The 23,076-nt window shown below is 39.8% G+C and carries 13 protein-coding genes; 3 read left to right on the top strand and 10 right to left on the bottom strand.

Features of this window, described 5'->3' with window-relative positions; all coding sequences use genetic code 11:
- Positions 1–53: 53 nt before the first annotated feature.
- Complete coding sequence (locus tag ACYQ3L_RS16665) at positions 54–2,384, bottom strand: TonB-dependent receptor (protein WP_379998020.1); 2,331 nt, start codon at positions 2,382–2,384, stop codon at positions 54–56.
- An 80-nt stretch (positions 2,385–2,464) separates the two neighbouring features.
- Here ACYQ3L_RS16665 and ACYQ3L_RS16660 point away from each other — a divergent pair, with 80 nt between their 5' ends.
- Positions 2,465–3,202, top strand: coding sequence for a response regulator transcription factor (locus ACYQ3L_RS16660; protein ID WP_379998022.1), 738 nt, complete (start codon positions 2,465–2,467; stop codon positions 3,200–3,202).
- Between the two features lie 31 nt (positions 3,203–3,233).
- On the opposite strand, the gene ACYQ3L_RS16655 is transcribed toward ACYQ3L_RS16660, so the two are convergent.
- The 9 genes from ACYQ3L_RS16655 to ACYQ3L_RS16615 all read right to left on the bottom strand — a co-directional run bounded on the left by ACYQ3L_RS16655 (position 3,234) and on the right by ACYQ3L_RS16615 (position 15,303).
- Positions 3,234–4,571 carry a sigma-54-dependent transcriptional regulator gene (locus ACYQ3L_RS16655; RefSeq protein WP_379998024.1) on the bottom strand — a complete coding sequence of 446 codons (1,338 nt, stop codon included), beginning with the start codon at positions 4,569–4,571 and terminating at the stop codon, positions 3,234–3,236.
- A gap of 103 nt (positions 4,572–4,674) precedes the next feature.
- A complete protein-coding gene (locus ACYQ3L_RS16650) occupies positions 4,675–6,405 on the bottom strand; it encodes a sensor histidine kinase (protein ID WP_379998026.1) in 1,731 nt (576 codons plus the stop codon).
- Positions 6,402–7,526 (bottom strand): sensor protein KdpD, encoded by a 1,125-nt coding sequence (locus ACYQ3L_RS16645; protein WP_379998028.1) that lies wholly within the window; start codon positions 7,524–7,526, stop codon positions 6,402–6,404. The genes ACYQ3L_RS16650 and ACYQ3L_RS16645 overlap by 4 nt, the downstream gene beginning before the upstream one ends.
- 374 nt (positions 7,527–7,900) lie before the next feature.
- On the bottom strand, positions 7,901–8,458 hold the full coding sequence (locus ACYQ3L_RS16640; RefSeq protein WP_379998031.1) for a K(+)-transporting ATPase subunit C: 558 nt from the start codon (positions 8,456–8,458) through the stop codon (positions 7,901–7,903).
- A 14-nt stretch (positions 8,459–8,472) separates the two neighbouring features.
- Positions 8,473–10,488, bottom strand: coding sequence for a potassium-transporting ATPase subunit KdpB (kdpB, locus tag ACYQ3L_RS16635; protein WP_379998033.1), 2,016 nt, complete (start codon positions 10,486–10,488; stop codon positions 8,473–8,475).
- Between the two features lie 14 nt (positions 10,489–10,502).
- On the bottom strand, positions 10,503–12,191 hold the full coding sequence (gene kdpA, locus ACYQ3L_RS16630; RefSeq protein ID WP_379998035.1) for a potassium-transporting ATPase subunit KdpA: 1,689 nt from the start codon (positions 12,189–12,191) through the stop codon (positions 10,503–10,505).
- Between the two features lie 576 nt (positions 12,192–12,767).
- Entirely contained in the window at positions 12,768–13,877 is a 1,110-nt protein-coding gene (locus ACYQ3L_RS16625; RefSeq protein ID WP_379998037.1) for an ABC transporter permease, read from the bottom strand.
- Between the two features lie 32 nt (positions 13,878–13,909).
- Positions 13,910–14,650 (bottom strand): ABC transporter ATP-binding protein, encoded by a 741-nt coding sequence (locus ACYQ3L_RS16620; protein WP_379998039.1) that lies wholly within the window; start codon positions 14,648–14,650, stop codon positions 13,910–13,912.
- A gap of 230 nt (positions 14,651–14,880) precedes the next feature.
- Positions 14,881–15,303: a hypothetical protein gene (locus ACYQ3L_RS16615; RefSeq protein WP_379998042.1), complete on the bottom strand. Its 423-nt coding sequence runs from the start codon at positions 15,301–15,303 to the stop codon at positions 14,881–14,883.
- Between the two features lie 714 nt (positions 15,304–16,017).
- On the opposite strand from ACYQ3L_RS16615, the gene ACYQ3L_RS16610 reads away from it, so the two are divergent.
- On the top strand, positions 16,018–16,893 hold the full coding sequence (locus tag ACYQ3L_RS16610) for a T9SS type A sorting domain-containing protein (RefSeq protein WP_379998044.1): 876 nt from the start codon (positions 16,018–16,020) through the stop codon (positions 16,891–16,893).
- 23 nt (positions 16,894–16,916) lie between these two features.
- Complete coding sequence (locus ACYQ3L_RS16605) at positions 16,917–23,072, top strand: polymorphic toxin type 23 domain-containing protein (RefSeq protein ID WP_379998046.1); 6,156 nt, start codon at positions 16,917–16,919, stop codon at positions 23,070–23,072.
- Positions 23,073–23,076 lie beyond the last annotated feature (4 nt).

Below are 23,076 nucleotides of genomic sequence, written 5' to 3'. Positions count from 1 at the left end.
AATTAAGTTTGTATTGCTAAATAGCACAAACTATGCCCAATGAGATAAATAAACTAAAATTCAATCTTATAACTAATGTTTGGGATCATCACAGCTTCTCTTTCTGGATCTACCAAATGCGTCTTAAAATTGTATCGATGACCTTGATAGTCCTTATAGTTAGTTGCATTCAGCACTTTAATCGCAAACTCATGGGATAAATTCTTCTTGTTAATTTTGTAGCTTACATTAAAGTGTAAAAGAAAGGCCGGAGATAATTGCTTCGAGAAGGCTTTGTTTTCATCATAAATAGCATCTTCCTCTTTCTGTGATGCATCAAGATTAATAGGCGAGTATCTGTCTCCTCCTTGATAAGATAATCGAATATTAGCATTGAACATATTTTGTTTACTGCGCCCTACCATCCACTCTTTTCCTGCTAATACGTTAAATACAAAGTTTCGGTTATACCTTGTGTTTCTCCATTTATTATCCCCTGCTTTGTAACGAGAATCAAAGAGAGATGCAGTGAGCATATAGTAATATCCTTCTGACATATACCGCTCAAAGGTTATATCGATACCATAATTGACTCCTTTTCCCTTATTCGAAAGCTTATTGGTTATGAACCAATCATTTTGAAGGTTTATAAACGAAAATGTACTATCGCTTATAATAGGAACATTGTATAATTGTTGGAAATAAGGTTCAATCTTAACATGATAGTTGTTTCCTATATTTAGGTCATAGGATAATACAATGTGGTGAGCTTTTGTAAAATCCATATTTTTGTTAATAAGTTCACCCTCTTTCGATTTAGTAAAGTAATAATTCAACATTTCGAGTCTGCTATGTAGCCCGTATGAAAGGGCTAAAGATTGATTTGGTTTAAATTTCCATGACAATGCTGCTCTGGGCTCTATCGTATAATTATCATTGAGTGTAAACAATTGCGTATTGATACCAAGATTAAGCGTCCATTTATCCGAAAATTGTAAAGATGAATTCGTATAAGCAGATAGTAAAGAACTGAAACCGGATTCATCGGTTATGGTATTCATTGGCTGTTGATGTGTCGCTTCTTCTAATAGCAGATTATATTTAAGCCCTGTAACCCTCAAGCCTGTTTTATTGGTGTGTGTTCCATTATACTTCTTATTGAGTGATGAAGCGAATACAAAATTCCAATTGGTAGACTTGATTAAGTTCTGAGGAATAGGTTTTACATTGGCATCCATTCTTTCAGTATGCATATCAAGTCCGCTAACAGTAGTAGCCAAAGATGTTTTAAGTGTTGCATTGCCCAATACTCTTAATCTGTGATTCAGACCAACAGCTCCCATATACTGCTTTACATCCTGATCTTCTTTATCCTGCATATATTCCCATTTGTTAGGATCGGTTTCTGCATTTTGCCCCGAACAATCAATCAGGCCTACTCCCCAGATGGAAAATATACCGGCCTTTTGGGTTGGGAAATTAAGTTTAAAAGACAAGTCCTGATACTTTGTGTTCTCTGCATCTTCGGGTAACAGAGAAGAGAGCAATCCTAGTGTTGAATACCGGTAATTGAAAATATAAGAAGAATTACTCCCTTTCTTGAATGGGCCTTCGGAAGCAACATCTATTCCGACTAAACCGAGTTGTACAGTATTCTCCCGTTTTTGGTTATTTCCTGTGCGTAGATTCATATCAAACACTCCAGATAAAGCATTCGAGTATTCAGCAGGGAATGCACCTGTCATAAAATCAGAATTACCTAAAACAAAACTGCTCAATGCCGATAAACCTCCGCCGCCGAAAGTAGTTACTTCTGCAAAGTGGTTAGGATTCGGGATTTCGACATCTTCCATCCTCCATTGCAGAAATTTGGGTGCATTCCCCCTTACCACAATACCATTATTCCCAACACTGCTTGTTACACCGGCAAAAGATGTCGCTAACCTTGCCGGATCGTCAAAGCCTCCGGCATACCGGCTCGCTTCTTCCACACTCAGCATACGGGCACTTCCCAATATCATATTGTTTAATGGCTGAGCCTTATTTATTTGAGGAGTAATAATAACTTCATTCAGTAATTTTGAATTTTCCTTTATTCGTATTTCTAAGAATAATTCTTTGGCAGATGAAACCAGTACCTCCTTTATGACAATTGGTTCATATCCAACATACGATACTTGTAAGTCATATCTGCCTATCGGAACGTTTTGTATTTTAAATTGTCCTGAACTATCAGTGCTTACTCCTAAAGGTGTCTTGCTGTTCAGTATTGCAACTGTTGCATATTCAATCGGGATATTCGATTCTTTGTCATATACTATACCACGTATATTTTGAGATGACTGACCACATAATATACCTAATGAGATGACATTTAATAAAAGAAATAATAACGTTTTATTCATGATTTTGCCTAATTTTGCTTTGTACAAAGTAAGATACTATCCTCTGCGAGATCAATACTGATTTATCATTATATTGTCATATGGAAGATTTACAAAAGGAACATGCACGGCTTTTATCATTGCAGAGTTTTGATGAAGCTGATCTTGATTACTCTCTGCTGGAATATCATAAGCAAATGCTATCCCATCTAGCTAAGGTTTCCAACAGCGGGATAACGGTCTTTGATATGTATAAGAGGAAGCATGTATATACATCCTTTAATTTCGGAGGGATATTCGGTGATTGTAAAGAGGGTATAGATGAACGCGTGCACCCTGACGATTTGCATCCTTTGATTAAAAACGGTATTACAGCACTCCGGTTCCTACATGCGAATAAAGAAAACCTGCAGGATTATAAAATGATCTCAGAGTTTCGTATTTGCAATGCTATAGGCCAGTATGTGAGGGTGGTAGAGCAATATACCCTATTAGAAAAAGATAAGTCGGGTAATGCATGGTTGTCATTAAGTGTTTTGGATTTATCTCCTGACCAAAGCTCATTTAAAACAGTGAGATGCCATATCTTAAACGTAAAAGAGAATAAGTTTTTTTCTATTGAGAACCTATTATCCCGAAAAAAATCAGATCTTACCACCAGAGAGATCGCTGTTTTACAGCTAATAAAAGAAGGCTTGCTTAGTAAGGAAATTTCAGAACAGCTATTTATCAGTGTCCACACTGTTAATACACATAGGCAAAGGATATTAGAAAAGTTAGATGTAAATAATTCCATGGAGGCTGTAAAATATGCTTCTGCATTGGGTTTGATCAGCTAAGAAAGTGTAGCTTTTTTGTTCCATTGGTTTCTTACAGTTTATATTCCTCTATTTTACGATAAAGTGTGGCTATTCCTATCTTGAGTATTCGGGCAGCCTCGGCTTTATTTCCTTTCGTGTAATCTAAAATCTTTTTGATATGCAGCCTTTCGATATCTGATAAAGCCAGGGTTGTTATAAATTCAGGTGAATTAGTACCCGGATATCGTATCTCCAAAGGTAATGTCTCGATATTTAAGGTATCATCATCGGTTAGGATCACACTGCGTTCAATAACATTTCTTAATTCCCTTATATTTCCTTTCCAGCTACTTTGTTCCAATAACTTTAAATAATCCTGAGAAATTATATTGATTCTTTTGTTGGATTTGGTTGCGAACAGATTTACAAATTCACTTACAAACAATTTTATGTCTGAAATGCGTTCTCTCAGAGGCGGTAAATGTATCTGGAATACAGATAATCGATAAAATAAATCCCGGCGAAAATGCTCCGTCTCAATTTCGTCCTCTAAAACTCGATTGGTAGCGGCAATGATCCTTACATCTACCTTTTGAGATTTGGTTTCTCCTATTTTTATAAACTCTTTCGTTTCGAGTACCCTTAATATTTTAGCCTGTAAATCAACCGGCATTTCTCCGATCTCGTCCAGAAAAATAGTTCCCTGGTGAGCTTCTTCAAAAAGACCTTTTTTATCTTTTAAAGCTCCGGTAAAAGCTCCTGCTTTGTGCCCGAATAACTCACTTTCCAATAGCTCTTTACTAAAGGCAGAGCAATTAATGGCGACAAAGGGCTTATTCTTTCGCTGGCTTCCGTAGTGTATCGATTGGGCAAAAACTTCTTTCCCCGTTCCGGTTTCTCCTGTTAATAATACAGTAGCACCTGTTTGTGCTACTTTACGTCCCATTTCTATTGCAGAAAGAATAGGGGTAGATCTCCCTATAATATTGTCAAAGGAATATTTTTGTTCAATTTTTTGTTCAAGCTGGTTTACCCGTTTAAATAGTTCTGCTTTCTCCAATGCCCTGTATATCAAAGGTATTATACGGTTGTTGTCATCTCCCTTTGTTATGTAGTCGAAAGCCCCGTTCTTTATTGCCTGAACGCCATCCGGAATATTCCCATATGCCGTCAGAAGAATAATCTCGGCCAAAGGTTGTATTCTTTTTATCTGAGGAATCAGATCGACACCATTAGCATCAGGTAGCTTGACATCACAAATGATAACATCAAAATACTGTTTCTCCAATAGCTTCAACCCCGCTGTTGCATTCTCTGCCTGAGATACTTCTATCTTTTCAAGTTCGATGATCCGGGCCATCAGTTTACGGAGTTTTTCTTCATCATCAATCAATAATATCTTTCTCATTTTGGTCGTTTTTTAGTAACAGCATGCTTTTAAGAATATATTCCAAAGAGATAACCCTTCTATTGTTGTTATGCCAGGCAAGTTAATAAATAGGTTTGAAACCTTAGAGCTTACCGTATGGAATAATAAAGAAGAATGTACTTCCCATACCCGGGGCGCTATCCACCCCGATTGTTCCTCCCTGTGTCTCGATAAATTCCTTACTGATAGCCAGTCCCAGACCTGATCCCGATTTTAAACTTCCCGGTATTTGAAAATAACGCTCAAATATTTTTTTCTTATATCTGGAATCGATTCCTTTACCAAAATCCTTTACGGAGAATAAAGCTCCTTTAGTTTCTTTTTTCAAAGAAACTATAATCTCACTATCTTCCATTGAATAACGGATGGCATTAGTCAGAAAATTAATAAGGACCCAAGCTGTTTTTTCGGCGTCAGCCACAATCGATGGAATACCGGGTTCCATATCCAGCTGAAGTTTTATCTTCTTGTGCTCTGCCTGTAACTGTATGGTATCAATAGCGTATCTGACTATAAGCCCGGGGTCTGTGGATTGAATATTCAATTGAATATTTCCTGTTTCTACCTGAGACATATTGAGTAGTTCTCCGGTGATTTGTAAAAGTCGTGTACTGTCTTCTTTTATGCCTTCCACTAACTGTTTTTGTTCATCGTTCAATACTCCTGTTTCATTGTGTTCAAGCAACTGTGTGCTCATCTTTATTGAAGATATCGGGGTCTTCAACTCGTGAGATATAGTAGCGATAAAGTTCGTCTTAGCCGAATCAAGTTCTTTGAAAATAGTGATGTTCTTTAGCAGGATAACATAGCCGATCAGTTCTGTTATATTTTCTCCTGTTTTATTGATCTCTATATGGATGATTTCTTTTTCAAAATAAGATTGTTTATCATCAGAAAAGATCTTTAACGGGGCCTCGTCTTTTTTTGCTAAAGGATCAATCAGATCAACAATAAGTGTACGGATCAGATCATTAGTGACAGCGATATCCTGAACCGGTTTATTTAAAATCTCATTGCGGGACAGTCCTGTTATTTTTAATGCTTCATCGTTGATGAAAATAATAATTTTATTTTCATCAAGCCCGATAACAGGATCGTGCATATTATTGATAAGCGTTTCAACCCGTTTCTTTTCCTTGAGTATTTTCTCAAGTCTGCTGTTTGAATATTCTTCCAGTTTCTCAGCCATTATATTGAAAGATTTAGCCAGATCTCCATACTCATTATGACTTTCATAGTTTAGCCGTTGCCGGTAATTCTGATTGGCTATTTCTCTTATACTTGCAGTTAACTGAAGGATAGGGTTTGCTATGTTTCCGGGTAGTTTGACAAGCAAAGTGAAAGCAATAAGAAAACACAGGACTCCGGTTATAATGATCGAGATGATGGCGTTCTCCGCTGTATTATTTGCTATCTCGCTCTTTTGAACAATAGCGTCCATGTTGAGTTTCATTAAGGCTGCAATATCCTTTCGTATTATGACCTTTAGGCTGTCGTTTTCTGTATTACGCTTCAAATCCGAGAAAAGATTTGAAATTTGCAATGTTTTATCGGATTCTCCTATTTCGGTTTCATTTTTCAGTTGCTTTTTTAAATTTGCTTCAAATGCGGATACTGCTCCCGGATCAGTTCTCATCTCATCCAGGGCAAGCAGCATATTCCGGGAGTATTCCAACGTATTATAATTCGCCATAAGTATATTTCTGGTATCTCTCCTCAGATCGTTGATATACCAGATACTGACACCTGCCAATAATATAATCAGGCAGAAAAGCAGTCCAACTCCGGATGTTAATTTGGTCTTTATTTTCATGACAGAATAATCAGGTCTATACCTTCTTTTTTTAATTCACTTAATATTTTCTTATATGTGGCGACATACAATAGCATACGCCATCTGCTGATGTAAGGCATTCCGATGCAGACTGTCGATACATTTTTTTTAATGGCTTGTTCCAAAATAGTTTTCGGTATATTTTTGTGCTTTAATTGTATTACCTGTCCTCCTAATTCAACAGCCATCTTGAAGCTGTTTATTAATTTCCGCTGGCTGTCCAGGGCTATCTTATCTGCCCCTTCCTTCGGAGTCTGCACATACAGCACATACCATTCACCACTGTAATAACTGGCCAGACGAGCGGTTTTACGGATTATGTTATTGGCTTTCTTTCCATTACTGCCAATACATGCCATAAAGTTTTTATGTAATCCGGGCTGAGATGAAAAAGTTTCATTGTCAGCTTTCTTCAACACATGGCTCGCGACCTCTTTTAAAGCTAATTCCCGTAAGCGAAGTATGTGTTCGGTCTTAAAGAAATTAGCTAATGCAGCCTGTATCTTATCAGACGGATATATTTTCCCATCTTTAAGTCGGGTCACCAGATCATCGGCAGACAAATCTATATTCACAACTTCATCCGCCATAGCTACAATCCGGTCGGGAATACGCTCTGCAACTTCTATACCTGTGATCTTTTTGACCTCCTCATTCAGTCCCTCTATGTGCTGAACGTTTACTGCACTGATAACATTGATGCCGGCTTCGAGTATTTCAAGTACATCCTGCCAGCGTTTTTCGTTTTTGCTGCCTTCTATATTTGTATGAGCCAGTTCATCTATGATTACGGCTTCGGGGTGTAAATTTATAACAGCCTGTACATCCAGTTCTTCCAGCTCTTTGCCTTTATAAAAGATTTTCCTTCTGGGAATTACAGGTATTCCATCCAATAACACCATAGTTTCGCGTCTGTTGTGGGTTTCGATATAGCCGATTTTTACATCTACGCCTCCATCCAGAAGGATATGCGCCTCCTGCAGCATCCTGTAAGTTTTGCCCACACCGGCAATCATCCCGATATATAATTTAAATTTACCTCTTTTCGATTGCTTTATCAAATTGAGAAAATATTCAGCGCTTTTTCTATCTTTATCCATCGTTTAGTACGATCTTCAAATTAGTTCTTAGATACTTAGTATGAAACAATCTGCTTTAAAAGTAGTTTTTTATATAAAATAAAAGTATAAAAATATCAGTAAACAGTAAACAGTGAACAACTCGTAACTGTTAAAAAGTAACAAAGGTAACAGGTTTTTCAGTTAACAACTTGTATCTCGTCTACTCGTAACTTGTAACTGCCCGCAGGGCGAAGTAACTCGTAACTGTTAAAAAGTAACAAAGGTAACAGGTTTCACTCATTTTTCGACGGTAATTTTTATTCTTCATATATCACATTAAATCATTTATATACAGATAATTTAATTCATTATTCATTGCAAAATTTAGACACACTCTTAAATCGGCTTTATTATTATAAGTTATCCAATGCTATGTTTAGCTTTAATACATTAATCTTTTCAGGGCCTAATAAACCAAGTAATGGTTTTTCAGTTTCCCGGTCAATCAACTCAAGCAATTTAGATTCTTCCATATGACGGATCTTTGCTATTCTTTTCACCTGCACCTTTGCTGCCTGTACCGAAAAATCAGGATCAAGGCCGCTTCCGCTGGCTGTTATCATATCAACCGGGATTTCCGGTTTATTTACCTGCGGATTATGTATCAGAAAGGTATCTATGCGCGCCTGAACCTGTGCCAGGTATTCTTCGTTGGATGGACCTTTATTGCTCCCCCCGGAACCCGCTGCATTGTAATCGACAGCCGATGGCCGTGACCAGAAATATTTGTCATCCGTAAATGATTGCCCGATATTCGAGTAATATTTTTTCCCATTGAGTTCTATTATCTCTCCCTTGCCCTGATTTGGGGAAAGTTGGGCGATCCCCCAAACCGCAACCGGATATACAACCGCAAAGAGTAATAGTGTAGCGACTGTCAGCCTGATGGCCGGAATAATATGCTGTTTCATTTTCTTTATTTTTATCAGATGAATAATGATACGATTATGTCTATCAACTTGATTCCTGCAAATGGAACAAGGATTCCTCCCAGACCATAGATAAGTAGATTTCGTCTTAACAGAGCCGATGCTCCTATCGGTTTGTAGGCGACTCCTTTTAATGCCAACGGAATCAGAATGGGGATGATTATTGCATTAAAGATAATAGCTGAAAGTATAGCGCTTTCGGGACTGTTCAATCTCATGATATTGAGGCTTTGCAAAGCCGGGATGGCTGTAATGAACAATGCCGGAATAATGGCGAAATATTTAGCGACATCATTCGCAATACTGAATGTAGTAAGTGTACCTCTTGTCATTAGCAACTGCTTACCGATTTCTACCACCTCTATCAGTTTAGTAGGGTCATTGTCCAGATCCACCATATTACCGGCTTCCTTTGCTGCCTGAGTCCCGCTGTTCATGGCTACACCCACATTGGCCTGTGCGAGAGCAGGTGCATCGTTTGTACCGTCACCCATCATTGCAACCAGCCGCCCTTCATTCTGCTCCTTTTTTATATAGTTCATCTTATCCTCGGGTTTGGCTTCCGCGATAAAATCATCGACTCCGGCTTTTTCCGAAATATATTTTGCTGTCAGCGGATTATCTCCGGTTACCATAACTGTTTTTATTCCCATTTTGCGTAAGCGTTCGAAGCGTTCCTGTATGCCGGGTTTAATAATATCCTGTAATTCAATCGTACCGACAATCTTATTATTAACCGATACGACCAAAGGTGTACCTCCGTTCTCTGAAATTATTTTCACCATGTTGGCTACATCTTCCGGATATGGGTTTCCGTTTCTTTCGGCTAATGACCGGATAGCATCGGCAGCTCCTTTGCGTATCTGCATATCTCCGACATCAACACCTGAGCAACGTGTCTCTGCCGTGAATTCTATAAACTTGAAACGGGATGCAGGCATATCGTAATTAGACGGATTCACCTGAGCCAGTTCGACGATTGATTTGCCTTCGGGTGTCTGATCTGCTAATGAGCTTAGAACGGTAATTCTGACAAACTCATCATTATTTACTCCATCGGCAGGGTAAAAATGAGTTGCTTTACGGTTGCCGATTGTAATAGTCCCTGTCTTATCCAAAAGCAGGACATCGATATCTCCCGCGGTTTCTACGGCCTTTCCGCTCTTAGTAATTACATTTGCCCGTAATGCCCTGTCCATACCGGCAATACCGATGGCAGACAATAACCCGCCGATGGTCGTAGGTATCAGGCATACAAATAGTGAGATAAAGGCCGCAATTGTAATCGAAACATTCGCGTAATCGGCAAAAGGCTTCAGCGTAACGCAGACAATTATAAATACAAGTGTAAATCCCGCAAGGAGTATGGTCAAAGCGATCTCATTCGGCGTTTTCTGACGGCTTGCACCTTCTACCAATGCGATCATTTTATCCAGAAAACTTTCTCCGGGCTGGGTTGTGACCTGTACTATTATTTTATCCGACAAAACCTTTGTGCCTCCTGTTACCGAACTTTTATCTCCTCCAGCTTCCCTGATAACGGGTGCGGATTCTCCGGTGATGGCACTTTCATCTATTGTAGCAAGCCCTTCAATGATCTCCCCATCGGCAGGAATAATATCTCCGGCTTCACAAACAAAGACATCTCCTTTCTTTAATAGAGCGGAAGATACGATGCTCCCGTCTTGAAGTTTTGCCGGGGTTTCTTCTCTCGTTTTCCGTAGACTATCAGCCTGGGCCTTTCCCCGTGCTTCAGCAATAGCTTCAGCAAAATTGGCGAATAATACAGTCGCCAGGAGAACGAGAAAGACAATGAAATTGTAAGCGAAACTACCTTGCGAAGTTTCTCCGGATAAAGTCCATAGGCTAACGAAAAACATAATTATTGTCCCGATCTCCACAGTGAACATAATCGGATTGCGGAACATTATTTTAGGATTCAGTTTCACAAAAGATTTTCTAAGTGCTTCCTGCACTAATTCTTTCTGAAACAAAGATTGATTCTTATTCATATTCTTTATAATATTTAATACAAGGTGAAGTATTCGGCAACAGGCCCCAAGGTTAGAGCCGGTAAAAAGGACAACAATGCGATAATAAGGATAACGGCAAATACCATTGTGCCAAACGTCGCCGTATCGGTTCTTAATGTACCGTCACCTTCGGGGATAAACTTCTTTTCAGCCAAAAGTCCGGCAATGGCTACCGGGCCTATTATCGGAAGGAAGCGGGATAATATCAATACGATTCCGGTACTTATATTCCACCACAGCGTGTTATCACCTAATCCTTCGAACCCACTGCCATTGTTTGCTGAAGATGAAGTGTATTCATAAAGTATTTCACTGAATCCGTGGAATCCGGGATTATTAAGGGTGGATGCCCCCTCGCCGGGAAAGGCTGTCGCAAGCGCTGTTCCTGCCAGAATAAGGAACGGATGTATCAGCGCAATAATCATGGCTATTTTCATTTCCCGGGCCTCTATCTTTTTCCCTAAGAATTCGGGTGTACGTCCAACCATCAATCCACTGACGAATACAGCGAGGATTATAAATATAAGGAAATTGAGTATGCCAACTCCAACTCCACCGTAAAAGCAGTTGACCATCATAGCCAATAACTGGTTCATACCTGACAATGGCATCGTACTGTCGTGCATAGAGTTGACAGAGCCTGTGGAAATAACGGTCGTGACAATACTCCAGAATCCCGAAGCAGCAGCTCCTATGCGGGTTTCTTTTCCTTCCATCGCTCCCGGTGAATTATCAACGCCCATCGCTGATATTGCGGGATTGCCATTTATTTCCATTGCTATATTCGGAATAACGAGTAATAAGAATCCGATCGTCATTATACCAAGTATCATTCGCGCGAGCCTCTTTCTTCCTGTAAAATAGCCAAAAGCAAAAATCATGGCTATCGGGATAACAAACTGCGCAAACATTTCAGCCATGTTGGTCAGATAAGAAGGATTTTCGAACGGATGAGTTGAGTTAGCCCCGAAGAAACCGCCTCCGTTTGTTCCTACATGTTTGATGGCTATAAATGCAGCTGCAGGTCCTCTGGATACTTCTACCGTATTCCCTTGCAATGTAGTGATACTGTCTTTTCCTTCAAATGTCATCGGAGTACCTTCGAACACGAGTATGATGGCTATAACAAAAGATACAGGCAGTAAAATGCGGGTACATGATTTTATGAAATAGTCATAGAAATTACCTAACTGAGTAGTGCTTTTATCCCGGAAAGCCCTGAATACAACTGCTGCCGCTGCCATACCCGTACCTGCGCTAACAAATTGAAGGAACATCAGCCACATTTGCCCCAGATATGATATACCTGTTTCCCCTGAGTAGTGTTGCAGGTTGCAGTTTACCACAAAGGATATAGTTGTATTGAATGCCAGATCAGGAGACATATCCGGATTATTATCCGGATTCAAAGGGAGACTGCCTTGTGTCATTAAGATCAGCATCCCCAGTAAAAACCAGACAAAATTAATGGTGAGTAATGCTACAAGATGTTGCTTCCAGGTCATCTCTGCCAGAGGGTTAATTCCTCCCAATTTATATAATAGCCTGTCTATCGGATTGAAGACGGGATCAAAGAATGTCTTTTCCCCTCCATAAACTTTTGCGATGTACTTTCCTAAAGGTATTGCCAGAGTTACAGATAGAACAAACATTACAATTATGCCTAAAATTTCTGTGTTCATATTTTCTTATATTTTTCTTGTCTGTTATTTTATCAGAATTTTTCCGGACGTACCAAAACGTAGCAGATGTAACAAAACACCCCTATTGCTATAATAAATAATGGAATCATAATCGTAAATTTTATATTTTTTCAAAAAAATCTATTGTTTTATAAAATAATCCGAAGCAGGCAATACCTGCTATTATTAATATCACTGTAAGCATATTCTTCTTTTTTAGTTATACTTATAAAATCCTTTTAATCGTTTCTTCTCTATATGCTATTTATATGCCAAAGAAAGATGGACAGGCTAATGTGTCTGGATATAAATGTGTTGTAATGTAAATGGTGCGGTGAGTAAATTAAAGGAGCCTATCATAATGAGAAAAACATTCTCATTATGATAGGCTCCTGCCTGAAGTATTGTTATCTTATTTGGCGGCTAGTGATTAACTCTGGAACTATTATTATAATTATTTCACCATCTTAATACTAACAATAAATATCATATTGTAGGTATCTGTACTCAACCTTTACAAAATAGTAATTCAGCTTAGTATAGACTACAAAAAAATGAATGATGAGAATCGTAGATTCAATTCCATTTAAATAGTTTCATACCTATAGCGAAACAGATAAGTCCGAGAGCAGATAATATACAAGTCGGATAAATCACTTCCATCCATCCGGCTCCTTCATTAAAAATGCTCCGGATTCCATCGGTAAGTGCTGTCAGAGGGAGTAACTTAATGGCTCCTATACTCCATTCGGGGAAATTATGGTAACTAAAGAAAATACCTGATAACAACATCATAGGCATTTGTACAGCATTGATCCATCCGGTGCCGACCTCCGTTTTAGTAGTGCGGGATGCAACCAGGATAGCGATTCCGGTAAAAGCAAGATTTCCTGCCAGAAATAAAACAATCAACGCTCCGATATTACCCTGAATATGGATATCGAATATTAACCAGGAAAAAAACAACAGGATCAGAGATTCAACTACATTCATGAGAATACGGACAAACATCAATGCAAACAAAAAATTCGATTTTTTCATCGGGGTCGCAACCATGCGCCTTAATAATTTCTGAGATCTCCGTTCTATAACTGTATAGCTAATGCCCCACATGATAGAACTCATCAACCCGAAAGCAATCAGTCCCGGAATCAGGAAGTCGATATAACGAACACCCATCAATGTTAATGGTTCTATATCCGTATTCTCAGCATTCATACTTGAATCGGGTGATTTCACCAATGCCGAAAGTTTCATATATGCTAATTGAGACTGAGTATTGAGCGGATCGAAATGATAAACGGCTTTACCCAACGAATCCGTAACAATCACATCTGCTTCACCTCTCTTTAGTGATATGATAGCTGAATTCCAGTCGCTTTCTAAAAACTTAAATACAGTATTACCCAGTGTTTTGTTACTGACTTTCCAATTTTGGATATTTTCTCCTTTGCTCTGCGCATTTGTAGCATAAATGTTGAGAAGTGAATCTAATTCTGTCTTATTTTTCTCAACAAGAACAACATTAAATTTTGATTCTGTTTGCTGTGTAAAAGCCAGGCCCAACCCAATAGAGATAAGCACCGGGAAAATCATGCCCCAAAAAAGGACTTCCGGTTCACGGATCGTCAGCAGGAATTGGGTCTTGAAGAGTTGATATAATTGATTGTTTTTGATTGGTTCCATTATTGAAATAATTGAAAGTGTACAAGTATTTATTACAGCATGACATTTCCATTCTCACGAAGAGCTTTCCCTGTGAGACTGATAAATAATTCGTCGAGATTTCGGGAATTCTCGTCTAGCAATTCTTCCAGTTTCCCTTCCTTTAATATTTCCCCTTCATCAATAATTATGATATGGTCGCAAAGCGATTCCGCTTCTTCCATATAATGGGTTGTCAGGATGAGAGTGGTTTCCCTGCTGTCTTTTAATTCCTTCAGAATATTCCAAAGGTCGAGCCGTGAATTGGGATCGAGTCCGGTAGTAGGTTCATCCAGAAAAAGAATTTGTGGAGTATTTAATAATGCTACACCCAAAGCAAGCCGTTGCCGTTGTCCTCCTGAAAGTGTTCCTACCATCGACTTTCGTTTACTATCCAGTCCGGTCAATTCGATAATCTCATTCGCTCGTTCTTCGCCAAGCCGGAAAAAACTGGCAAACAGGCGTAAGGTTTCAAAGACAGTCAGCTTATCGGAAAAACGTGTTTCTTGTAATGACAGACCAATAATTGACCGAAGTTCTTTTTCATTTTTTTGCCAATTTTTACCCTGCAGCAAAATTTCTCCCGAATCCGGTTTTTTTAATCCTTCCATCATTTCAACCATTGTTGTTTTTCCGGCTCCGTTAGGCCCAAGTAAAGCAACAAATTCTCCGGGATGTATTGCAAAAGAAATACCTTTTACGGCATGTACATCTTTGAATGACTTATATACGTCTTTTACTTCTATCTGAAACATGATATATTTATTTTCCCCTAACTATTTTTATTATTGGGTGGTAAAAGTAATAACGAATTTTATTACTACAAAGTTTTGGTATCTGTCAATGTGTGTTTAATTATAAAATTTTTCAATAGGGATATTACGGTTAAAAAGCAGCAGGGACTGAGAAGATCGTGATTCATACTTACGGAATAAAAATTACTTATATGCTATTTAATGTAAAAATAAAATTATGAGTATTGATATTAAAAAATGTTAATACCTTTGTATCCGGATTTTGGTGCCACAATTCCATAATGAAGGAAAAGTGATGAAAAGGGAATCAGGTGTAAATCCTGAACAGACATATTGGTAAGGGGTATGGTAATGGTACCGTTATCAGGAAGGTTGGCTGTATAGGCCGCAACCGTATAGGTTATAGTCTTGTCTGCATTGTTTACGGTAACTGCGGAGAATCCCACAGGCTTGCTTATTGAGCCGATAGTAAATGCTGTGAAGTCCGTATCCCCCTTCATTACTTTGATTGTCGACATGATGCTTACCGCATTTAATACCGTACCTTTGCTTGCCGCTGCGAACACGCAACTGCTTACCGACTGGTTGATTGTGTAGGCGTCATTCAGGGTTTGTATATTTACCTGCCCGCGGGCTATAAGTTGTCTGGCCATTTTTTACCGTTTTATACGGTAAAGAATAGGATAGAAAAGGATTCGACGTTTAATGAGCGATGTTACCCGAAAGATTTAGGTTTTAAAATAAATAAGTTTTTTCCCTGCATTTTAAGTGGAAAAATTATATTGATGGGACACTAAAAAATTAGCTGCATTTTTAAATTATCATATATAAACTTCGAAAGGCATTGGGGGAAATAATTACCTTATGCTAATTGAGGAAATTTCTAATAACTAAATGATTTAACCGGAGAACTTTTCTTAAAGCCAAAAGAATTAGATATTACAGTGAAGAGTTATAAGGCCCAAAAGGGTATAGCTTTTTTGAACCATGGGAACAATTAATTTACAAAAGTATAGAGATACAATGGCTGTATATTTTCTTCTTCCGTTTTCTATGTTGTCAAACATATCCGGATAATATATTGGTTATATAAAAACAATTAATTTTAACATTTAAATGTAAAAAAAACTAGCGCCCAGTCCAATGAAGACAAGAACATTATCCTTTCTAATATCTATCTGCGGGAAACTTAACACTCACCGCTCCGGAGATGTGTTAATAAAACGACGGGCCGAACTAAAATCGCATAACCCGGTAGGATATATCAGACCTAAAGATAAATAATAAAGAAAGGATATCTCTACATTTTTTTCGACAAAAATAAACATTATCTATACATACATAGGATAAATTAAATCCCCAATATTATGAAAACCATCAAGATATTATCTTTTGTCATATTCTGGCTTATTATCAATTCCATTTCAGCCCAAACAGGGTTAGTAATAACCTCCGGGCAGGGAACAATAAACAGCTTTTTTAGTTTTCAGAGTCCGATCCCCGAGGTTTTTACGTTTGAAGAGACCAGGGTTTGGAGTAAATCTACTTTTGGCTGTGCTGTTTTGTATTACTTACCTTTGACTCGCCCTACGAGGTTGAAGATAGACGTCAGTTATGAAGGGCCATCCACAACCACTATAGCAGGTATTATAATAATACCGACAGAATATATAGAAGTAGTCCGGACTTCCCACGAAATGTTGCTTCCTCCGGGTAATTACAATATCGGTGTTGCTCCTGTACATTCCAGTATGCTGGGACAGGATATATTTTCAACTATTTTTGCAAATCCTACTTATCTGGACTGTAGCTGTTGTGTGCCGGATGTACCGGGGAAATTGACTATTTCCCTTCAGGGTAATATGCCGGCATCCAATTCAAATTATTATAGTTATGATGTTGCGGGAAACAGGATAACAAGGACAATCACCCTTAATACACAGCAAGCAAACTTAAAATCCGGCATAGCGGATATAAAACCTTCTGTTTTGGAGGATGACATTGTCGAAGTTAAGATATATCCCAACCCGACAAAAGGACAGTTGACAATAGAAATCCCTGATGCCGCCAATAGACAGAAAGGAAATATAACTATCTATAATATAAATGGACAGGTTATAACAAGGAATGCTATCAGTTCTGACCGGGAAAGTATAGATATCAGTTCTAAAGCCAACGGCGTATACATCATGCAAATTAGCCTTGATGGGAAAATTTCCTCGTGGAAAATAATTAAAAATTAAGCAAAATTTGATAGTAATTTATTATGAAAAAGATATTACTCGTCATACTGTCAACTTTGTCAAGCCTAACAATACTGTATGGGCAAGCAAATGAATTTAATTATCCCGATGTGCCGGATACATCAAGTTACAAATCCGAGGCTGTAGGTGGCATCAATGGAACGTTTGGCGTATCGCCTACTGGTGGAGCTACGTTTTCAATCCCTATTGAAGTTCCGCTGGGAGTAGGCGGTATGCAGCCAAACCTCTCTATCGTTTATAACAGCCAGTCAGGTAATGGTATCGCCGGATGGGGATGTAATATATCCGGTTTGTCGGTAATTACCCGCGGGCCGAAAAATATTTATCACGACGGTATGGCTAAACCACTTACCTATATGACCGATGATGCATTCTACCTTGATGGGAAGCGGTTGATTTACTATTCATCCGGAACGGCCGGATTGGAAGGAACTGTATTTTATCCGGAATCCGACCCTTTTACAAAAGTGATCGTTCATGGTACATACAATACCTCCACAGCTAATCTATGGCTTGAAGTACAGGCACCCGATGGTATGAAATATTATTATGGCAATACCACATCCGGTAGGCTAAGCTATACCTCCGGTAGTTCGCCACGGATATATTCATGGTATTTGGATTATGCGGAAGACCCTTTGGGTAATACAATGTCATACACCTATTCCAATACGGATAACTTCATGCGCCCTAATACGATTATTTACGGGACGAATAAAAATTCATCCACAGGCTTATCCAATACGATTACTTTCAGTTACGAATCCCGTAGTGATGTTACTCCTTTTTTCCTTGAAGGCAATATAAAAGGACAGATGAACTACCGGTTGAAAACAATCACGACCAAAACCGGCAGTAATACTTACCGCAACTATGATTTAATGTATAATAACACCAATGATGGCACGGCAACCAAATACTCACGCCTGACAGGCGTAACTGTAAAAAATGCGGTGGGAGAAGCCTTAATACCTATTACATTAAACTGGATATATCTGCCTTCTTTTTCCGGATCAGTTAGTCAACCTACAGTAAATGCCGCTTCAAGTTATCCCACGGCTAATTTTGAAGAACAACGGTTCACTTCCGGAGATCTCAATGGGGACGGGCTGACGGATATAGTAGGGATAGCTTCTGTTAATACTCCATTTACTAATGATACACACGCATATATATATTATGCTTCACTCAACTCCTCCGGAAATGTACAGTTTATGACCGGTGAGAATTTCTCTATCGGCAGCAGTTTTAATATGGGATACTGGAGTCAGCAAAAAGGCGGATTTTCTGCTGTCGACTTCGATGGTAATGGCGTAAATGAATTATTCATACCAAATTTAACGAATGATGGCACACGGGCAGATTTCTCTTTTACTTATTATGGTTCTATATCCGGCAGATTTGTCTTTACCCTGAAGTATAGCACTGAAATGCCACTCAATGCAACAGGTGATTTCAATAAGGATGGGAAAGGGGATGTCATATATATGGAAAAGGGCCACTATAATAATAAATATTCGGGAGCAATAGTAGGATGGGATTCCGGAACCACATTATATAAAGCCACTTTCGAACTTACTTTACCCACTAACCCTGAAAAGATGTTTGTCTCGGACTTTAATGGAGACGGACTGGATGATATGATGATATTCTACAGTGGCGGATATACTATTTTCTGGAACCAAGGTAGCGGAATAAGCACATCCACATTTACCGACAGTAAAAAAACAACGGGAAGTAATTTCGGCGCAGGTTACTGGACGATGATACGTTCCGGAGATTTTAACGGCGATGGACTAATGGATTATATAACAAATGACACAAATGATACTAATTGGTATTTTGCCCTCAATAACGGTGATGGCACATTCTCCAGATCGGTAGCTTGTTCGATTTATGCTTACGATCAAAGTTCCACCAGTAGCGACGATGACAAATTTGAATGCATGGTATTTGATTTTGATTCCGATGGAAAAGACGATGTGCTTATTACCAAGGCAATGTACTCGCTATTGAGCAAAACCTATACTTACTGGATGCGTTCGGACGGAACTACACTTACACAAGTTAAGTCGGCTACGTCAAGCAAGACAGATGACGGGCTATCCTATCGTTATTTAACAGGTGATTTTAACGGAGACGGGCAAGTAGAACTGATGAACTATGGCTACGATTGTTACAACAGCACAAATGCGAACAGCGATCCTGTATGGCGGTTATACAGGAACAGTAATTTCTCCGCGGATGCAGGAAAAGTAGGCACGATTACGGACAGTTATGGCGGCAGGACTACGATTAGCTACGCCTCATTTGCCAATGGAGGAATTTATACCAAAGGAACGGGAAGTGTTTACCCTGTGGCCGATTACATGGTTCCATTCCATGCGGTTAAATCGGTATCTGTCAGTAACGGCGCTGCCGGAGATGTGACGACTAATTACCAATACAGCGGACTGAAAGTACATTTGCAAGGAAAGGGAATATTGGGGCTTACCTCTCAGAAAGTGGATAATATCACACTTGGCATAGTCACCGAATCGGGTGTCAGGACATGGAATACAAGCTTCTATATACCTTCCGAGACATACTCCAAAACAACGGTAGGGGATAAGACCGCCGAAACAAATGCGACACTGACGGTTGTGGACAAAGGCTCTAAAAAATATTTCGCCTATCCTTCGACCAAAACGGATAAAGACCTGGAGGGAAATACCGTTACCACAACCTTTATATTTAATACCATTTATGGTTATCAGGAAGAGGAAAAAGCAGACTTCGGCAACAATATGTATAAGACCGTGCAATACGGCAGTTACATACTGGCAGGTGGAAGCTATAAACCCCAATTGATTACTTCAACCCAAAAACATACTGATGATGATGCCGCCTTTACGCAAAAGACAGCCATTACATACAATACCACTAAAGGATACCGGACGAATGTTATCGAGAATCAAGGCGCTGCCTTGCAATTAACTGCCGATTACACCTATGATAATACCGGTAATATGCTGACTTCGAAAGAAAGCGGTTCAGGAATAACATCGGTTACGGTGAATAATATATATGATGCAACCTACCGGTTCTTAACTAAAACGTATACTACCCCCGCGTCTTCAGTAAGCAGTTACACCTATGATACCTGGGGCAATGTACTGACTGAAAAAGATGAAACGCTTTCAACCAATGTGCTTACTACTACACATACATACAATAATTGGGGAAACAGAACCTCCACTGTTTTTCCCGATGGAACTAAAATAACAAATCAATGGGGTTGGGACATTTTCCAGTCCAAGTGTTATTATGCCCTTACCCAAGGAACAGGACAGCCCTGGGTAAAGACATGGTATGATGATAAAGGGCGTGAAGTACTGGTGGAATCCTACGGGGAGAAAAACATGAGTATAAAGAAAACTACATCCTATAACCCGAAAGGGCAGGTTTCACAGGTGCAGTCACAAACAGGAAACCTCACTACTACCGAGAGCTATACTTACGATACGCAGGGAAGAATAGCTTCGTCAAGCAACAGCACAGGACAGAATGCCTCTTATACTTACGGCAACCGAAAGGTTACGACTGTTGCCAACGGGAGTACCTATACCAAAACTTCCGATGCCTGGGGTAATATCAAAACCGTTATTGACCAGGGAACGACCGCAGCTTATACTCCGGCATCATCCCTTGCCTATACTTACTATTCGTCGGGTAAACCGAAAAATATAGTAGCAGATGGCGCCACTTTCTCCATGACGTATGACATTGTAGGAAATAAGGCTACTTTAACTGACCCGGATGCCGGGACAATTTCATACACTTATGATGCTGCCGGAAGGTTGACAAAACAGGTTGAGGGAAAAGGAAAGGTAACAACCAACGCTTATAATGCTTTAGGACACCTGATAACAACAACTATCGACGGTGTCGCCACCACCTACACTTATGGTACATCAGGTAATGAACTGCTCCAATTGACCAAAGTGCAGACCGGCAATAATTATATAGCCTATACCCATGACAGCTACGGGCGTATCCTAACAGAAAAATGGCAGGTAGAGGGCAACAGCGGAACGCTCGATTATACCTACGTCTACAATGCACAGGGACAATTGGGTGCAACGACTTATCCGGACGGGTTACAGGTAAACAAGCAATATGATGCATACGGGAACCTGGTAAAAGTGTTGGCCGGTACACAGGTTATTTGGGAATTGACAGGAACGACGGGCCTGGTAACTACTACGCAACTGGGCGGAACGCTTACCGCTACCCGGACGCGAAATGCGCAGGGACTACTCACCAACCTGAGAACTGTCTATGATACCTATAGAGGAACGTTTGTGTTACGTGATATGAATTATGTATTTGACGGGGCTACCGGCAACCTGACATCCCGTAGCGGTATGCTGCCGGCTGCCGAAACATTTGTTTACGATAAAATGGACAGGCTTACCTCGGTGAAGCAGGGAGCTGTATCCTCAATGAAAATGACTTATCTGGCAAACGGGAACATAAGCTCCAAGACAGGGCTGGGCATTTATGGTTACGGAACTAAGCCGCATGCCGTTACATCTGTTGAAAATACGGGCAATCTGTCATCATCCGAAACCCAGGCTATAACCTATACGGCATTCAACAAAGCGGCAAGCATCAGTGAGAAGGTCGGAGCGGACAATCTCCTGCTGAATTTCACATATGGTCCTGACCAACAACGCTGGAAAACCGAACTGAAAAAGAATAACGTTTTGCAGAAAACAATTGTTTTTGCAGGGGACTATGAAGCGGTTACCGAAAACGGGGTAACTATGCAAATGTATTACATAAGCGGCGGCGACGGATTGGCTGCTGTCTATGTAAAGCAACCGGGACAGACGGATAGGATTTATTATGTGCATACCGACCATCTGGGAAGTATAATTAAGATCACCGACGGTAACGGCTCGGGAATCTTTAATGCGAGTTACGATGCCTGGGGTAACCGCACGGTAGGCTCTGCCTTTGTTTTTCATCGCGGCTACACCGGACATGAGCACCTGAAAGAGTTCGGATTGATCGATATGAACGGGCGTATGTACGATCCTGTACTCGGACGATTCCTGAGTCCGGACCCGTATGTCCAGTTTCCGGAATTTAGCCAGAATTACAACCGGTATAGTTACTGTTTGAATAATCCGCTGAAATATACGGACCCGAGTGGGGAATGGTTTGGACTAGATGATTTGCTTATTGCCGGAATAGGATTTGTTACCGGTTATGTTGGATATGGAATTTATACAGGTGATTGGGGAGCGAAAGCATTCGCATCCGGTGGTATGGGTGCTCTTTCGGGTTGGCTTGGATACAATACCGCCGGTTTGGCTTCCGGACACATTACAGGCTCTACATGGAACTTCGCGGGATCTATGGCTTTCAGTACAGCATATAATCAACTTGCGCCACCGATGACTATTCCTATCAACAACCACTTCGGATTATCCGTATCCCCGGGACTTGGTTTTGGTACAAGCGGCTTGACAGGAGGTATGAATATCGGAGCAAGCTATACCGATGGAGACTTCAGTATCGGGGCGGGCATTGGGGTTGGAAATAATCATTGGGGATGGAACGCTGCCGCAACTGTTGATGGCTGGGGCGGTGGCTATGGAAGAACATATTATGGGGTATCGGAGATTGAAGGGCAGAAATATGGAGCACAGAAAGTAGGTTCTATTACTGGCTATTTCAACCATCATTCTTTCACTTTTTCTAATGATGCGCTTGGTGATAAAGAAGATCGTTGGCGTACAAATGCCGTTGAACTCAATATCGGTAGGTATTCGATAGGTACATATCTGTATACTAATTGGGGGAAGCAAGATGGAGAAGGTAAAGATTTAGAAAGAGAAGCTCCACTTCTTGGAAAAAATAAAAATGGAGCTTGGATAAACGGGCGTGTACATTTTGCACCTGCCTGGTTCGGATATAGGAGTAAAAATGGCCGTCAGGTAACCCGTATAGGATTTAGTCATCCGATGGTTCAAAATCTGACACAAAACCTGATACATAAATATACATGGCTAGGCAATGCTCCTTATTTTCTAAATTATGATGATTTCAGGACTGGCGGATATTTCTATTCCGGATATAATAATCCTTTATCTTTATGGGAACGATAACTAT

This window comes from Dysgonomonas termitidis (genome assembly GCF_054657735.1).
Note: the sequence above shows the minus strand (reverse complement) of the source record. Positions and strands in the feature narration are given on the sequence as shown.

Coding starts and splice junctions, on each gene's coding strand:
- ACYQ3L_RS16665 (WP_379998020.1), bottom strand. CDS start 2,384: ATGAATAAAACGTTATTATTTCTTTTATTAAATGTCATCTCATTAGGT.
- ACYQ3L_RS16660 (WP_379998022.1), top strand. CDS start 2,465: ATGGAAGATTTACAAAAGGAACATGCACGGCTTTTATCATTGCAGAGT.
- ACYQ3L_RS16655 (WP_379998024.1), bottom strand. CDS start 4,571: ATGAGAAAGATATTATTGATTGATGATGAAGAAAAACTCCGTAAACTG.
- ACYQ3L_RS16650 (WP_379998026.1), bottom strand. CDS start 6,405: ATGAAAATAAAGACCAAATTAACATCCGGAGTTGGACTGCTTTTCTGC.
- ACYQ3L_RS16645 (WP_379998028.1), bottom strand. CDS start 7,526: ATGGATAAAGATAGAAAAAGCGCTGAATATTTTCTCAATTTGATAAAG.
- ACYQ3L_RS16640 (WP_379998031.1), bottom strand. CDS start 8,458: ATGAAACAGCATATTATTCCGGCCATCAGGCTGACAGTCGCTACACTA.
- kdpB (WP_379998033.1), bottom strand. CDS start 10,488: ATGAATAAGAATCAATCTTTGTTTCAGAAAGAATTAGTGCAGGAAGCA.
- kdpA (WP_379998035.1), bottom strand. CDS start 12,191: ATGAACACAGAAATTTTAGGCATAATTGTAATGTTTGTTCTATCTGTA.
- ACYQ3L_RS16625 (WP_379998037.1), bottom strand. CDS start 13,877: ATGGAACCAATCAAAAACAATCAATTATATCAACTCTTCAAGACCCAA.
- ACYQ3L_RS16620 (WP_379998039.1), bottom strand. CDS start 14,650: ATGTTTCAGATAGAAGTAAAAGACGTATATAAGTCATTCAAAGATGTA.
- ACYQ3L_RS16615 (WP_379998042.1), bottom strand. CDS start 15,303: ATGGCCAGACAACTTATAGCCCGCGGGCAGGTAAATATACAAACCCTG.
- ACYQ3L_RS16610 (WP_379998044.1), top strand. CDS start 16,018: ATGAAAACCATCAAGATATTATCTTTTGTCATATTCTGGCTTATTATC.
- ACYQ3L_RS16605 (WP_379998046.1), top strand. CDS start 16,917: ATGAAAAAGATATTACTCGTCATACTGTCAACTTTGTCAAGCCTAACA.